The following is a 15451-nucleotide window of genomic DNA, read 5'->3' as shown; positions in this document are numbered from 1 at the left end:
GGCGGCCCGCTTGGCAGCACCGATGCACCCACGGAACACAGTCTGCGGTATAACCACAACAAAACGGCAGGCCTATTTTTGTCACCGAAGGTTAGATCCGCGTCATTACCGAATCGATATCAAACCCGTGTTTCGCCTCTGTGAGGGGCGGAAAGGAATTGATATTCACGCCCCGGCCAGACGTTCTCGCAACATGCGTCGCTGTGCTTCGAGCGCGGCCAGTTCGCCGAACATCCGGTTGTAGTCCTGAGCTTCGTCGACGGGGTTCAGGCGCTGCATCCGGGACTTCAGGGCGTCGAGCTGACGACTCACCGTGACCTCCTGGAGCCGGGCGAGCAGCCCGACGCCATGGCGCTCCTCGCCGTTCGTCTCCACTCTCAGCGGGTCGACCGCAAGACGGGTCACCAACGGCCTGAGTTCGTCGGAGGCTCCCGCGAGCAGCCGTTCGACCCATTCCCGCCCGCCGGCGCCGCCGGCCGCCGTGCCGCCGCAGGAGACGATCAGCTCGTAGAGGGCGGCGTGTTCCGCGCGGGTGAAGGCCGCGGCGCCCAGGACGTCGAACTCGGGGCCCAGCAGCGCCGGCCGCTGGACCGCCAGTTGCAGCGCCTCGAACTCGTAGCGCTGGTGCGGGTCGAGCGGGGCCTGGGCGGGCTTCTTCTCCGGCCGGGCCTCGGCCGGCCGGGCGGCGATCTCGGTGACCCGCTCGACGACCAGGCGCTCGTTCATGAAGCCGAGCCAGCGGTCGAGGTCGACGGCGTACATGTGGCGCAGGGCCTTGTCCTTGATCGAGGCGACCACGGGGGCGGCGGCGTCGAGCGCCGACAGGCGGCCCTCGTTGGTGCTGGTGTCGTAGCGGCCGATGACGCTGCGGATGGCGAAGGCGAACAGCGGCTCGCGGCTGGCCACCAGGTCGCGGACGGCCGCGTCGCCCTTCTGGACCCGCAGGTCGCAGGGGTCGAGCCCGTCGGGCTGCACGGCCACGAAGGTCTGGGTGACGAACTTCTGCTCGTCCTGGAAGGCCCGCAGGGCGGCCTTCTGCCCGGCCGAGTCGCCGTCGAAGGTGAAGATGACCTCGCCCTGCCCCTGGTCGAACAGGATGCGGCGCAGCACCTTGATGTGGTCTTCGCCGAAGGCGGTGCCGCAGGTCGCCACGGCGGTCGGCACCCCGGCCAGGTGGAGGGCCATCACGTCGGTGTAGCCCTCGACCACGACCGCCTGCGACCGCTTGGAGATCTCGCGTTTGGCCAGGTCGATGCCGTAGAGCACGGAGCTCTTGTGGTAGATCGGGCTCTCGGGGGTGTTCAGGTATTTCGGGCCGTCGTCGGCCTCGATGAGCTTGCGGGCGCCGAAGCCGATGACGTCGCCGGTGATGTCGCGGATCGGCCAGATCAGCCGGCCCCGGAACCGGTCGATCGGCCCCCGGCGGCCCTCCCGCGCCAGCCCGCCCTTGATCAGCTCCTGGACGCTGAACCCGCGCCCCATCAGGTGGCGCGACAGCGCCTCCCACTCGTTGGGGGCGTATCCCACCCCGAAGTGGTCGGCGTCGGCCCGCTCGAACCCGCGCTCCGACAGGAACCGCCGGGCGACCGCGGCCTCGGGCGAGATCAGGTTGGAGACGTAGAACTCGGCGGCGGCCCGGTGGGCCTCGATCAGCCGCGACCGCTCCCCCTGCTGCCGGCCCGGCACGTAGCCGCCCTGCTCGTAGCGGAGCTGGACGCCCGCCCGCCCCGCCAGCCGCTCGACCGACTCGGCGAAGGTCAGCGCGTCGATCTTCTGGAGGAAGGAGATGACGTCGCCGCCCTCGGAGCAGCCGAAGCAGTAGTACATCCCCCGCGCGGGGGTCACGTTGAACGAGGGCGACTTCTCGTCGTGGAACGGGCACAGGCCCTTGAGATTGCCGCCTCCGGCGTTGCGGAGCTGGACGTATTCGCCGATCACGTCGGCGATCGGGGAACGTTCCCTGACGAGGGCGATGTCGTCATCGCTGATCCGGCCTGCCACGCCGTGAGTCTAGTCACCCACGCCGGGCACCTCGACGCCCAGCGGCCCCACCTCGACGGGCTGCACGGGCTTGCGGGTCGGCGTCGGCCGCTGCGGCCGTTCGACGCCCTTCACCTCGGGCTTGGACGAGCAGGCGACCGAGCAGGCGGGAAGCGGCCCGGTCTTCTTCCGGACCTCCTTCATCTCCTGCGCCGGCGAGTAGGTGCGGTTGCCGTTGCGCCAGGCGTCGAGGTAGTCCCACGGCTCGACCATGCCGCGCCTGATCCACCACTCGTTGGCGTCGGTCTTCCAGGTCACCGCGAAGTAGAGGTTGCTGGCGGTGTCGCGGGCGTTGCCGGTGTTCCCGACCGTCCCGAGCGGCTGCCCCGCCTTCACCTTCCGCCCCGGCACGATCCCCTCGGCCACGGTGTCGAGATGCCCGCCCAGGTAGAGCACGCCGTCGTCGCCCAGCAGCGTGACGTAACGCCCCTCGCGGTCGCCTCCCCGGTCGGTCGAGGGCACCCACCGGTTCTGCACGTTCACCTCGCGGACCGTGCCGGAGACGGGCGCCACGAACGCGCACCCCTTCTCGGCCCAGATCGTCGTCTTGGGCAGCACGAGCAGCTTGCGCGCGTAGGAGACCCGGCACCCCTTCACGGGGAAGGTGTACTCGAACTTCGACAACTTCGGCGGCGGCAGCAGCACCGGCTCGTCGCCCGTGGGCGGCACCGCCGCCGAGATGAACGCCGGCTCGGGCGTCGAGGTCCCGTCGTCGAGCGGCGTGCCCGTCCTGGGCGGGGCGGGTGGATGGGTGCTGACGCCCGCGACCCCCGCCGGACCGCTGCAGGCGGCGGTCAGAAAGGCCAGCACGAGGAGGGTCGAGGTCCCCGGTCGCATGATCTCCACCCTGGTGACGTTATCTGACGTGACATGACCCAACGGCCGGTTTGGACCGAAGGTGAGGTCATCCTGCCAAAGGCGTCTCAGGGTCGGCCAGTCGCTTGGGGTCGACGGTCTCGCCGTTTCTGATCAGTTTCTGGATGTCGCCGACCACGTCCCACACGTTGACGTTCATGCCCGCGACGACCCGGCCCTCGCGGAGCCAGAAGGCGATGAACTCCAGGCCGGAGCCGCGGATGACCAGGTCGTCGGCGCCGGTGAGGTCGCCGGAGAACTCCATGCCGATCTCGAACTGGTCGGTGTAGAAGTAGGGGACGCGGTCGTAGACGACGTCCCGGCCGAGCATCGCCCTGGCGGCGGCCGGGCCCTGGTTGAGGGCGTTGGCCCAGTGTTCGACCCTGATCCGGCGGTTCAGCAGGGGGTTGAAGGCCTCGGCCACGTCCCCCGCGGCGTGGATGTCGGGGTCGCTCGACCGCAGGGCGGCGTCCACGAGGATGCCCGTGCCGATCTCCAGGCCGGCGTCGCGGGCCAGTTCGACGTTGGGGGCGGCGCCGATGCCGCCGACGACGTCGTCGGCGGGGATGGCCTCGCCGCTCTCCAGGACCACCTCGCGCACGTGCCCGTCGCCGGTCAGCCGGGCGACCTTCGCGCCGAGGCGCAGGTCGACGCCGTTGCGGCGGTGGACGCCGGCGAAGACCTCGCCCATCTCGGCGCCCAGCGCCCGGTGGAGGGGGGCCGGCCCGGGTTCGATCACGGTGACGTCGCAGCCGGCCTTGCGGGCCGCCGCGGCGGTCTCCAGGCCGATCCAGCCGCCGCCGATCACGACGACGTTGCCGCCGTGGGCGAAGGCGGCCCGGAGGGCCTGGCTGTCGGCCACGGTGCGCAGGTAGTGGACGCCGTCGAGGTCGGCGCCCTCGAAGGGCAGCGGGCGCGGGGTGGCGCCCGTCGCGATCAGGAGCTTCTCGTACGCCACCCGCTCGCCCGTGCCCAGCGCCACCTCGCGCGACGACCGGTCGATCGCGGTGGCCGCCGTGCCGAGCCGCAGGTCGACGTCGTTCTCGCGGTACCACCCCTCGGGGTGGACGTACACCTTCTCGAGTTCCGCGGCGCCCTGGAGGTAGCCCTTCGAGAGCGGCGGGCGTTCGTAGGGGCGTTCGTGCTCGGCGCCGATGAGCGTGACGCCGCCCTCGTAGCCCTCCTCGCGGAGGGTGGCGGCGGCTTTGGCCCCGGCCAGGCCGGCTCCGATGATGACGAACATGGGGTGCTCCTTCACGCGCTCCGGGCGGACAACATCCGGTGCATCGCCGTGGCGGACGCGTCGGTCAGCGACGCGATCTGGTCGATGACCGCCCGCAGCCGTCCGGCGTCGTCCCTGGCGTTCTCGAAGGCCGGGCGCAGGGCGGGCTGGAGCGTGTGGGGGGCGCCCAGCATGGTGAGCGAGGTCAGCTCGGCCAGGAGTTCACGCTGCCGGGCCCGGACCGTCTGGTTGTCGGCCTCCCCGATCACGAACCGGACGGTGACGCCCTTGAGCAGGGCGCACTCCAGCCGGGTCACGTGCGGGACGACGAGGTCGGCGTCGTGGCGGCCGGCCTCGTCGAGGACGTAGGCCTCCCGGGTGGCGTCCTGGGCGCGGCGGCAGAAGCGGCCGATGAGCGTGCTGGTGAGCTGCTTCAGCGCGGCCAGGTCGGGGAAGCCGCCGTCGAAGCGGCCGGGCCACAGGGGCTCGCCGATCAACCGGGTGAAGGTCTCCTCCAGCTCGCCCAGATCGGCGTCGGGCAGGTACCACTCCTGGGTGAGCTTGCACACCTCCAGGCGCTCGGCCGGGTCGCGGAGCATGCCGGGGGTGACGTAGCCGCTGTGCAGGGCGTCTTCGAGGTCGTGGACGGAGTAGGCGACGTCGTCGGCCCAGTCCATGATCTGGGCCTCGAAGCTCACCGAGCCGGGCGGGGCGCCCTGGCGGGCCCAGGCGAAGACCTCCATGTCGTCGGGGTAGACGCAGAATTTCTCCCCGCACGAGCGGTCCCACGGGTATTTGATCGCGGCGTCGAGGGTGGCCCTGGTCAGGTTGAGGCCGGCGTTGATCCCGTCCTCGGTGATGACCTTGGCCTCCAGCCGCGACAGCAGCCGGAGGCTCTGGGCGTTGCCCTCGAAGCCGCCCGCGCGTTCGGCGATCTGGTTCAGCGCGAACTCGCCGTTGTGGCCGAACGGCGGGTGGCCCAGGTCGTGGGCGAGGCAGGCGGTCTCGACCAGGTCGGGGTCGCGGTTCAGGGCCTTGCCCATCTCGCGGCCGATCTGGGCGCACTCCAGGGAGTGGGTCAGGCGGGTGCGCGGGCTGTGCATCATCTGGTCGACCGGCGCGACCACCTGCGTCTTGCTGGCGAGCCTGCGCAGGGCGTCGCTGTGGAGCACCCGGGCGCGGTCGCGTTCGAACGGGCTGCGTTCCGGATTCCCCGGCGGCTCGGGAACCCAGCGTGCCTCGTCGTGCTGGTCATATGGCCTCACGGCTCCCCCTTTCGTCGCGGCGAGGGAGCTAGAAGGTACCCGCAAATATCGGCCTTCACGACAAACGCGCTGGAAACATCTGATTGCCTGAGTCGCCGGGGTCTGTTACAGAACCGCGGCTCGTCCCGCTTCCAGGCGGGCCACCGGGACCCGGAACGGAGAGCACGAGACGTAGTCGAGGCCGATCTCGTCGCAGAACCGGACCGAGGCGGGGTCGCCGCCGTGCTCGCCGCAGATGCCCAGCTTGAGACCGGGCCGGGCCCTGCGGCCCTCCTCGACGGCGACCTTCATGAGGCGGCCGACGCCGTCGCGGTCGAGCGACTCGAACGGCGAGACCCCGAAGATGCCCTTGTCGAGGTAGGTGCCGAAGAACGCCGCCTCGACGTCGTCGCGCGAGAAGCCCCAGGTCATCTGGGTCAGGTCGTTGGTGCCGAAGGAGAAGAACTCGGCCGCCTCGGCGATCTGCCCGGCGGTCAGGGCCGCGCGCGGCACCTCGATCATGGTGCCGATGAGGGCGTCCACCCCGACCTCGGCGAGGATCCGCCGGGCCTCCTCGCGCACGCTCTCCAGTTCCTGCACGGCCCCCACGAGCGGGATCATGATCTCGGGCCGGGCGTCGTCGGCGGCCTTGGCGGCCTCGGCGATGGCCCTCACCTGCATCGCGAACAGGCCGGGCACGACGAGCCCGAGGCGGACCCCGCGCAGGCCGAGCATCGGGTTCTGCTCGTGCAGGCGCTGCACGGCCTCCAGCAGGCGGCGGTCCTTCTTGGTGCCCTTGCCGGTGGCGACCTTGACCGACAGGTCGATGATGTCGGGCAGGAACTCGTGCAGCGGCGGGTCGATGAGCCGGATCGTCACCGGCAGGCCCTTCATGGCGGTGAACAACCCGGCGAAGTCGGCCTTCTGGAGGGGCTCCAGCGCGTCGAGGGCGGCCTGCCGCTCCTCGGCGGTGTGCGCGAGGATCAGGTCCTCGATCAGCACCCGGCGGTCGCCGAGGAACATGTGCTCGGTGCGGCACAGGCCGATGCCGCTGGCGCCGAACCGGCGGGCCCGCGCGGCGTCGTCGGGGGTGTCGGCGTTGGCGCGGACGGCCAGGCGGCGGCGCTCGTCGGCGTGCCTCATGATCATGTCGACGGCCGTGACGAGCTCGTCGCCGGAGGGGTTCCCCTCGAAGTACTCCACCACCGGAGAGGCCACCACGGGCACCTCGCCCAGGTAGACGCAGCCGGTGCCGCCGTCGATCGAGATGACGTCGCCCTCCTCGACGACGACGTCGCCGACGGTGAACCGGCCGGCCTTCGCGTCGACCTCGATCTCCTCGGCGCCGCACACGCACGTCTTGCCCATGCCGCGGGCGACCACGGCCGCGTGGGAGGTCTTGCCGCCGCGCGAGGTCAGCACGCCGCGGGCGGCGATCATGCCGGCCAGGTCGTCGGGGTTGGTCTCGCGGCGGACCAGGATGACGTCCTGCCCCTCGGCGGCCAGCTCGGCGGCGCGGGCCGAGGAGAACACGGCCCGGCCGACGGCCGCGCCCGGGGAGGCGTTCATGCCCCGGGTCAGCACGGTGTTGGCGTGGTCGGCCGCGAAGCGGGGGAACATGAGCTGGGCGAGCTGGTCGCCGGTGACCCTTCTCAACGCCTCGTCGAGGTCGATGAGGCCCTCCTCGACGAGCTGGGTGGCGATGCAGAAGGCGGCCCCGGCGGTGCGCTTGCCCACCCGGGTCTGCAACATCCAGAGCTTGCCGCGCTCGATGGTGAACTCGATGTCGCACAGGTCGCGGTAGTGGCCTTCGAGCTTGGCCATGATCTCCATGAGCTCGGCGTAGGAGTGCGCGTCGATCTCCCGGAGGCGCTGGAGCGGGACGGTGTTGCGGATGCCCGCCACGACGTCCTCGCCCTGGGCGTTCTGCAGGTAGTCGCCGTAGACGCCCTGGTGGCCGGTGGCGGGGTCGCGGGTGAAGGCGACGCCGGTGCCCGAGTCCATGCCGAGGTTGCCGAAGACCATCGCGACGACGTTGACGGCCGTGCCGAGGTCGGCCGGGATGCGCTCCTGGCGGCGGTAGAGGATCGCGCGGGGGGCGTTCCACGAGTCGAAGACGGCCTTGATGGCCAGCTCCATCTGCTCCTTGGGGTCTTCGGGGAAGTCGCGGCCCTTCTCCCTGCGCACGATCTCCTTGTAGGTGCCCACCAGCTCCTTGAAGTCGGCGGCGGTCAGGTCGAGGTCGGTGCGGCCGTCCTTGAGCCGGTCGATGGCCTCCTCGAAGAGGTCGCCGTCGATGTCCATGACCGTCTTGCCGAACATCTGGATCAGCCGCCGGTAGGAGTCCCAGGCGAAGCGCTCGTCGCCGGCCTGGCGGACGAGACCGAGCACGGAGCGGTCGTTCAGGCCGATGTTGAGAACGGTCTCCATCATGCCGGGCATGGAGAACTTGGCGCCCGAGCGGACCGAGACGAGCAGCGGGTCGTCGGGGTCGCCGAGCGTCTTGCCCATCGCCGCCTCAAGCTTCTCCAGGTGGGCGCCGATCTCGTCGGCGGGCACCGAGCCGTCGGCCATGTACACCCGGCACGCGTCGGTGGTGATCGTGAAGCCGGGCGGTACCGGCAACCCGAGGTTGGTCATTTCCGCGAGATTGGCGCCCTTGCCCCCGAGGAGGTCCTTCAGGTCTTTGTTTCCTTCGGTGAAGTCATAGACAAGCTTCGGCACGGCAGTCTCCTCCAGGGGCCCAATTAATCGCGGAACCACCCCGCGAGCGGGACTCTACCGATTAAGCAGAGCATGAAACCTCACGGCTGTCACACATAAGTGTTCCCGCAGGTGGGACGGGTAGAACCGGTCTAATCCAATTCCCTCGAACGTAAAGAACGGCCGTTTTTTCACAAGACCATGATTGGTCTGAACCAATTCGTCTGCGCGCATTCTTCCGACCCCCGCCAATTGGTAGAGACCAATGCCCTGTTATCGTGGAAACACCCTCCGACAAGATCCCAACTCGGAGGGTGACGAATGAGCCGAGCGAAGTTGGTCGCGATCGCCCTGGTGGCGATGACCGGGGTCGGCGGAGGCGGCGGCCCGGCCGACCCGTCCGGGCTGAGGTGGGCGACGTGCCCCGAGGCGCCGACGGCGCCCTTCGAGTGCGCGACGCTCACGGTGCCCCTCGACTACGCCGACACGGGCAAGGGCACCCTCGATCTGGCCCTGGTCCGCAGCAAGGCGACCGGGCCGCGGATCGGATCGCTGGTCCTCAACTTCGGCGGCCCCGGCGGCTCGGGGGTGACCACCCTGCTCGCCTCGGGCACCGCGTTCGCCTCACTCAACCGGAGCTACGACCTGGTCAGCTTCGACCCGCGCGGGGTCGACCGCAGCAGCGGCATCCAGTGCCTGCCGCCCAAGGAGTTCGAGCAGTTCCTGGAGGCCGAGCCGTCGCTCGACGAGACCACCGAGCGGGACCTGTCGGTCGAGTTCGCGCAGGGCTGCCAGAAGAACGCCGGTCGGGTGCTCCCGTACGTGGGCACGGTGAACGCCGCCAAGGACATGGAGATGCTCCGGCAGGCCCTCGGCGACCCGAAGCTCAACTATCTGGGCTTCTCCTACGGCACTCACCTGGGCGCCACCTATGCCACGCTCTATCCGGGGAAGACCGGCCGGATGGTGCTCGACGCGGCCCTCGACCCGACGGTCGGCCTGCTCGAACAGTCGCGGACGCAGGTGCTGGGCTTCCAGAAGGCCTACGAGAACTACCTGGCCGACTGCCAGAAGATGGGCTGCCCGTTCGGCGGCGACGCGGCGGTGGTGCGCCTGCTCGACCAGCTCGACAAGAAGCCGCTGGTGGTCAACGGCCGGAAGGTGACCGACGACACCGTCCGGGCGGCCATCGGCGAGGCCCTCTACAGCAAACTGAGCTGGCCCCTGCTGACCGAGGCGCTGACCTCCGCGATCAAGGGCGACGGCGCGGGCGTGCAGGCGCTGGCCGACCAGTACGCCGGCCGCCAGCCCGACGGCACCTACAACACCCTGTTGTCGTCGCTGAACGCGGTGCTCTGCGCCGACACCACCGAACGGCCGACCTTCGCGCAGGCGGAGGCGCTGGCCAGGGAGCTGACGAAGGTCTCCCCGATCTTCGGCCCGGACGCCGCCAGCGCCGGCATCTGCAGCGTGTGGCCGACGCCGGGCGAGGACTCCAACAAGCGGGTGAGCTCCCGGGGCACCGAACTGCCGGTGCTGGTCGTCGGGGCGGTCAACGACCCGGCCACCCCGTATGTGTGGGCCCCGCGCCTCACCTCGGAACTGGGCAACGCGGTGTTGCTGACGTTCCAGGGCGAGGGCCACGGGGCCTACGGCCAGACGCTCTGCGTGACCGGGATCGTGGACGCCTACCTGCTCAACGGGACGGTGCCCGCGAAGGGCACCGTCTGTCCGGCGGCCTAGTCGTTGAGGTGCTGACGCAGGTAGGACTCGACCTGGTCGAGCGCGATGCGCTGCTGGGCCATCGTGTCGCGCTCGCGGATGGTCACCGCCTGGTCGTCGAGGGTGTCGAAGTCGACGGTGACGCAGAACGGGGTGCCGATCTCGTCCTGCCGCCGGTAGCGGCGGCCGATCGCGGCGGCGTCGTCGAAGTCGACGTTCCAGCGGCGGCGGAGCTGGGCGGCCAGGTCTTTGGCCTTGGGGGTGAGGTCGGCGTTGCGCGACAGCGGGAGCACCGCGATCTTGACCGGCGCGAGCCGGTGGTCGAGGCGCATGACCGTGCGCTCCTCCATCACGCCCTTGGCGTTGGGGGCCTGGTCGACCGTGTAGGCGTCGAGCAGGAACGTCAGCGTGGCGCGGTCGACGCCGGCCGCCGGCTCGATGACGTAGGGGATGTAGCGCTCACCGCTGTCCTGCTCGAAGAACGACAGGTCGGTGCCGGAGGCCTTGCCGTGGCTCGACAGGTCGAAGTCGGTGCGGTTGGCGATGCCCTCCAGCTCGCCCCACTCGGCGCCGGTGAAGTTGAAGCGGTATTCGATGTCGACGGTCCGCTTCGAGTAGTGGGACAACTTCTCCTTGGGGTGCTCGTAGAGACGCAGGTTGTCTTTGGAGATGCCGAGGTCGACGTACCAGCGCAGGCGCTCGTCGATCCAGTACTGGTGCCACTCCTCGTCGGTGCCGGGCTTGACGAAGAACTCCATCTCCATCTGCTCGAACTCGCGGGTGCGGAAGATGAAGTTGCCCGGGGTGATCTCGTTGCGGAACGACTTGCCCTGCTGGCCGATGCCGAACGGGATCTTCTTGCGGGCCGACTGCTGCACGTTCAGGTAGTTGATGAAGATGCCCTGCGCGGTCTCGGGGCGCAGGTAGGCCAGGCCCGACTCGTCTTCGACCGGGCCGAGGTAGGTCTTCAGCAGGCCGCTGAACTGCTTGGGCTGGGTGAAGGCGCCCTTGTTGCCGCAGTTGGGGCAGGTGATGTCGGCCAGGCTCGTGGGCGGGTTGCCGTGCTTCTCGGCGTAGGCCTCTTCGAGGTGGTCGGCGCGGTAGCGCTTGTGGCAGGCCTGGCACTCGGTCAGCGGGTCGGTGAAGGTCTCGACGTGGCCGCTGGCCTGCCAGACCTCGCGGGCCAGGATGACGCACGAGTCGAGGCCGACGACGTCGTCGCGGCCCTGCACCATGGCCTTCCACCACTCGCGCTTGACGTTGTTCTTGAGCTCGACACCCAGCGGTCCGTAGTCCCAGGACGCCCGCAGACCGCCGTAGATCTCGCTGGACGGGTAGACGAGCCCGCGGCGTTTGGCGAGACTGACGATGGTGTCCATGACGTCGGCGCGACGTGCCATGAGTAGTGCTCCATCCGGCTGGGTGTCGGCGATGGGAAAACGGGAATGGCGCAAGCTTAGTGGCCTCAGCCCTTGGGATAGACCTGCTCGAACGCCCCGGGTTCGTTGATCATCAGGGTCATCAGCGGATACATGGTCATGCGGGCCGCCGACAGGGCGCGGCGGTAGAAACCGGCGCCCTCCCACTCGCTGACCAGCGCCCACAGGTTGGGCTCGTCGACCGAACGGCCGACCTGGCCGCGCAGGAAACCGCTCTGGGCCGAGAAGAGGTCGATCACCTCGCGGGCGTGCAGTTCGAACTCCTCGGCCCTGGCTTCGGGCACGGAATAGCGGATCACGGCCAGCATGAGCCCAGCATGCCACCAGCCGGGGTCTTCCACCTGCGAGTAACCTCGACGGGTGGCCAACAGACGTCCTCCTCAGCGCAAGAAGGCTCCCCGGCCGCTGCCGCCCGGCGAGCAGTTCTTCACGCCCGGCGCGACCGGGCCGCGCAAGACCGTCGAGACCCGCAGCGCGCCGCTGCTCGTCTACCTCTACCAGATGCCGAAGTGGCTGCTGCCGGTCGCCCTGGTGGCCTTCTTCATCGGCGGCTTCGCCCTGCCCGACTGGCGCGGCGGGTTGTGCATGCTGCCGGTGATCGCCTTCACGGGCTGGCTCGCCTATCTGTCGTGGCCGTCGCTGCGGGTCGGCGCGCGGGTGCTGCGCCTGGCGCTCCTCGTGTTCCTGCTGGCAGTGGCGGTGACACGGTTCGGAGGCTTCTGAACCGTTTTGACAATCATTTTCATTTTCTGGCACACTCTGTGAGGTGATGCCCGGAAATGTTGTGCGTTTCATCGCCGGTTCCACCCTTGTCCTCACCGCCGCCTGTGGAGGCACCACGGCGGCCGAAACAGGCAAACCGGTGGTCGACGCGGCCTTCTTCCCCCTCCAGTGGCTCGCCGAGAAGGTCGGCGGCCCCGACGTGACCGTCGAGGGCCTGACCAAGCCCGGGGTCGAACCCCACGACCTCGAACTCACCCCGCAGCAGGTGGCCGGGGTGGCCAAGGCCTCTCTGGTCGTGTACGTCAAGGGCGTGCAGCCCGCCGTCGACGAGGCGGTGGCCCAGCACGCGGGTGACCGCGGGTTCGACGCGGCGACGGCGGTGCCCACCCTTGAGGCCGTCCACTCCGAGGAAGAGGAGGCGCACGGCCACGAGGAGGAGGTCGCCTACGACCCCCACCTTTGGCTCGACCCCTCCCGCATGGCCACGCTCGCGACCGCGCTCGGCGGGCGCCTCGCGGAGGCCGATCCGGCCCACGGGGCGGCGTACAAGGAACGGGCGAAGCAGACCGCGGCGGCGCTGACCACCCTCGACGCCGAGTTCGCCAAGGGCCTGGAGACCTGCGCGAGCCGGACGATCGTCACCGCCCACACCGCCTTCGGCTACCTCGCGAACCGCTACAAGCTCGAACAGGTCGGCATCGGCGGCATCGACCCCGACGCCGAACCGTCTCCTGCCCGTTTGGCCGAAGCCGCCCGGATCGCGAAGGAGAAGAAGGTGACTACCATTTTCACCGAGGAGCTCGTCAGCCCGAAGGTCGCCGAGGTCCTCGCGAGCGAGGTCGGGGCCAAGACGGCGGTTCTCAACCCGCTGGAGAGCCCTCCCCAGGGTGGTGACTACATCTCCGGCATGACCGCCAACCTCACCGAGCTTCGCACCGCACTCGGCTGCCAGTGACCGGAAGGCGACCCATGAGCACGGCTTTCGACATGACCGGCGGTCAGGTGACGATCGACGGCCGGAAGATCCTGCGCGGCATCGACCTGACCGTCGACGACGGCGAGGTCGTGGCCGTGCTCGGCGCCAACGGCTCCGGCAAGTCGACCCTGGTCCGCTCCCTGCTCGGGGTCCAGCCGCTCTCCGGCGGCACCACCCTTCTCTACGGCCGCCCGCCCGCTCGCTTCCGGGAGTGGTGGCGGATCGGCTACGTGCCCCAGCGCCTGTCGGTCGGCGGCGGCGTCCCGGCGACGGTCCGCGAGGTGGTCGCCTCGGGCCGGATCGCCCGGCAGCGGCGCGGCCGTCTCACCAGCTCCGCCGACCGCCGGGCGGTCGCCGCGGCGCTGGAGGAGGTCGGCCTGTCCGACCGCGCGGGCGACCCGGTGTCGTCGTTGTCCGGCGGCCAGCAGCAGCGGGTGCTGATCGCCCGCGCGCTGGCCGGCGAGCCCGACGTGTTCGTCCTCGACGAGCCGACGGCCGGCGTCGACGCCGGCAGCCAGCGGATGCTCGCCGAGACCCTGTCGGGCCTGGTCGAACGCGGCCGGACGGTGGTTCTGGTGGCCCACGAGCTGGGCCCGCTCGAACCCCTGATCAGCAGGGCGGTCGTGCTCAACCAGGGCTGCAAGGTCCACGACGGCGCCCCGCCGACGGCCGTCGGAACCCACGCGCTGCCGGGCCACGACCACGTCCACCCCCACGAGCCGGCCCCGGCGGAGAGCCCCGTGCCGAGCTGGGTCCTGGCGCAGGAGAAGGCATGACCATCTTCGACCTCGACTTCATGCGGTACGCCCTCGTCGCCGCCGTCATGGTCGGGCTGACCGCCCCGGCCGTCGGCACGTTCATCGTGCAGCGGCGGCTGGCGCTGCTCGGCGACGGCATCGGCCACGTGGCGCTGACGGGTGTGGCGCTCGGCTTCCTGACCGGCGCCGCCCCCGTCGCGACGGCCGTGGTGGTGGCCGCGCTGGGCGCGGTGGCGATCGAGATGGTCCGGGCACGGGGCAAGACGAGCGGCGACGTCGCGCTGGCCCTGCTGTTCTACGGCGGCCTGGCCGGCGGCGTGATGATCATCTACCTGACGCCGGGCGAGAGCACCGCGTCCCTGAACTCCTACCTGTTCGGCGCGATCACCAGCGTCGACTCGACCGACCTGTGGGTCATCGCGGGCCTCGCGGTGGCCGTGCTGGCGTTGCTGGCGGTCTTCGGCCGGGAGTTGTTCGTGCTCTGCCAGGACGAGGAGGTGGCCAGGGCCAGCGGCCTGCCGGTCAGGTTCCTCGGCCTGCTCATCGCGGTGATCGCCTCGGTGACCGTGGTCGTCGCCATGCGGGCCGTCGGGCTTCTGCTCGTCAGCGCGCTTATGGTTGTGCCGGTGGCCACCTCACAGCAGCTCACCCGGAGCTTCCGGACCACCATGGCGTCGTCGATGGTCTTCGGTGTGCTCGCCACCGTGGGCGGTCTGACGTCGTCGTTCTACCTCGACGTCCCCTCGGGGGCGACGATCGTGCTGCTCGCCCTCGCCGGGTTCGCGGTCGCGCTCGGGATCGGTAGATTCGTGAGGCGGAGCCGTACAGGGGAGTCGACAGCATGAGCAGAAGCCGCGACGCGGTGCACGAGATCCTTCGGCAGAGCGCCGCGTTCCGCAGCGCGCAGGACATCTTCACCGAGATGCGCGCCGACGGCTCGAAGATCGGCCTGACCACCATCTACCGCGCGCTCCAGGCGCTCAACGACGACGGCCGGGTCGACGTCCTCCGCACCGACGACGGCGAGGCCGTCTACCGCGCCTGCGCCACCTCCGCCCACCACCACCACCTGGTCTGCCGGAGCTGCGGGCGCACCGTCGAGGTCGACGGCCCCGACGTGGAGGTGTGGGCCGACCGGGTCGGCGCCGAACACGGTTTCACCGCCATCACCCACACCGTCGAGGTGTTCGGCACCTGCGGAGCGTGCGCGAAGGGTTAGAGTTCCTGGACACGCGACACAGGAGCTGCGATGCCGTTCAGTCACGACATGGTGCACTCTCTGGCCACTGTGGTCGATCTGGTCAACTCCCCGCCCGGCGACCTCGACGAACTGGGGGCGCTGGTGCTCCGCCGCCAGGTGAGCGGCGTCGAGTTCGTCAACGTCACCGACCTGGCCGAGGTCCAGGCCCTCTCCGCCGCCTTCCACCAGGTCTTCACCGCCCCCGACGAGGACACGGCGGTCACCCTCCTGAACACCCTGCTGGGCCGCACCCGCATCACCCCCAGTCTGACCAGGCACGACGGCTTCGCCCTCCACGTCCACTACTTCGCGCCGGGGGCGTCGCTGGCCGAACACCTGGCGGCCGACTGCGGCGTGGCGCTGGCCCACGTGCTGGTCGAGGGCGAGTGGGAGCGCCTGCGCACCTGCTCGGCCCCCGACTGCGCCAACGTCTTCGTCGACGAGTCGCGGAACCGGTCGCGGGTCTACTGCGACTCGCGCACCTGCGGCAACCGCATGCACGTGGCCGCCTACCGGGCCCGCAGACGCG

At 70.1% G+C, this 15451-nt stretch carries 14 protein-coding genes; 7 read left to right on the top strand and 7 right to left on the bottom strand.

The features are described 5' to 3' along the window. Positions 1 to 165: 165 nt before the first annotated feature. The 5 genes from dnaG to ppdK form a co-directional block, all read right to left on the bottom strand. On the bottom strand, positions 166 to 2001 hold the full coding sequence (dnaG, locus tag AW273_RS24550; protein ID WP_062352500.1) for a DNA primase: 1836 nt from the start codon (positions 1999 to 2001) through the stop codon (positions 166 to 168). Positions 2002 to 2010: 9 nt separating this feature from the next. Then, the gene (locus tag AW273_RS24545) at positions 2011 to 2877 is read right to left on the bottom strand and encodes a M23 family metallopeptidase (protein WP_062352882.1); all 867 of its coding nucleotides are present in this window, start codon (positions 2875 to 2877) and stop codon (positions 2011 to 2013) included. Positions 2878 to 2944: 67 nt separating this feature from the next. After that, the gene (locus AW273_RS24540; protein WP_062352497.1) at positions 2945 to 4138 is read right to left on the bottom strand and encodes an NAD(P)/FAD-dependent oxidoreductase; all 1194 of its coding nucleotides are present in this window, start codon (positions 4136 to 4138) and stop codon (positions 2945 to 2947) included. Between the two features lie 11 nt (positions 4139 to 4149). Further along, on the bottom strand, positions 4150 to 5382 hold the full coding sequence (locus AW273_RS24535; RefSeq protein WP_157556104.1) for a deoxyguanosinetriphosphate triphosphohydrolase: 1233 nt from the start codon (positions 5380 to 5382) through the stop codon (positions 4150 to 4152). A 105-nt stretch (positions 5383 to 5487) separates the two neighbouring features. After that, the gene (gene ppdK / locus AW273_RS24530) at positions 5488 to 8085 is read right to left on the bottom strand and encodes a pyruvate, phosphate dikinase (protein ID WP_062352490.1); all 2598 of its coding nucleotides are present in this window, start codon (positions 8083 to 8085) and stop codon (positions 5488 to 5490) included. A gap of 300 nt (positions 8086 to 8385) precedes the next feature. Between ppdK and AW273_RS24525 the strand changes: the two genes are divergently transcribed. Then, positions 8386 to 9807: an alpha/beta hydrolase gene (locus AW273_RS24525; RefSeq protein ID WP_063910089.1), complete on the top strand. Its 1422-nt coding sequence runs from the start codon at positions 8386 to 8388 to the stop codon at positions 9805 to 9807. Here the strand turns inward: AW273_RS24525 and AW273_RS24520 are convergent. After that, positions 9804 to 11186 carry a glycine--tRNA ligase gene (locus tag AW273_RS24520; RefSeq protein ID WP_083950016.1) on the bottom strand — a complete coding sequence of 461 codons (1383 nt, stop codon included), beginning with the start codon at positions 11184 to 11186 and terminating at the stop codon, positions 9804 to 9806. The genes AW273_RS24525 and AW273_RS24520 overlap by 4 nt on opposite strands. A 65-nt stretch (positions 11187 to 11251) precedes the next feature. Next, positions 11252 to 11593, bottom strand: coding sequence for an antibiotic biosynthesis monooxygenase family protein (locus AW273_RS24515; RefSeq protein WP_232327573.1), 342 nt, complete (start codon positions 11591 to 11593; stop codon positions 11252 to 11254). On the opposite strand from AW273_RS24515, the gene AW273_RS24510 reads away from it, so the two are divergent. The 6 genes from AW273_RS24510 to AW273_RS24485 form a co-directional block, all read left to right on the top strand. Further along, on the top strand, positions 11586 to 11948 hold the full coding sequence (locus tag AW273_RS24510; RefSeq protein WP_062352480.1) for a DUF6703 family protein: 363 nt from the start codon (positions 11586 to 11588) through the stop codon (positions 11946 to 11948). The genes AW273_RS24515 and AW273_RS24510 overlap by 8 nt on opposite strands. A 61-nt stretch (positions 11949 to 12009) precedes the next feature. Continuing rightward, positions 12010 to 12903 (top strand): metal ABC transporter substrate-binding protein, encoded by an 894-nt coding sequence (locus tag AW273_RS24505; protein ID WP_232327572.1) that lies wholly within the window; start codon positions 12010 to 12012, stop codon positions 12901 to 12903. Between the two features lie 14 nt (positions 12904 to 12917). Then, positions 12918 to 13700: a metal ABC transporter ATP-binding protein gene (locus AW273_RS24500; RefSeq protein WP_062352476.1), complete on the top strand. Its 783-nt coding sequence runs from the start codon at positions 12918 to 12920 to the stop codon at positions 13698 to 13700. Beyond that, positions 13697 to 14527 (top strand): metal ABC transporter permease, encoded by an 831-nt coding sequence (locus AW273_RS24495; protein WP_062352473.1) that lies wholly within the window; start codon positions 13697 to 13699, stop codon positions 14525 to 14527. Before AW273_RS24500 ends, AW273_RS24495 begins: the two co-directional genes overlap by 4 nt. Continuing rightward, the gene (locus AW273_RS24490; protein WP_062352470.1) at positions 14524 to 14901 is read left to right on the top strand and encodes a Fur family transcriptional regulator; all 378 of its coding nucleotides are present in this window, start codon (positions 14524 to 14526) and stop codon (positions 14899 to 14901) included. Before AW273_RS24495 ends, AW273_RS24490 begins: the two co-directional genes overlap by 4 nt. A 30-nt stretch (positions 14902 to 14931) precedes the next feature. Continuing rightward, on the top strand, positions 14932 to 15451 hold a 520-nt coding region (locus AW273_RS24485; RefSeq protein ID WP_062352467.1), incomplete at its 3' end, for a CGNR zinc finger domain-containing protein.

The sequence above is a fragment of the Herbidospora yilanensis genome (assembly GCF_001570565.1).
Classification (GTDB): domain Bacteria; phylum Actinomycetota; class Actinomycetes; order Streptosporangiales; family Streptosporangiaceae; genus Herbidospora; species Herbidospora yilanensis.
This window is presented reverse-complemented; position numbering and strand designations above follow the sequence as displayed.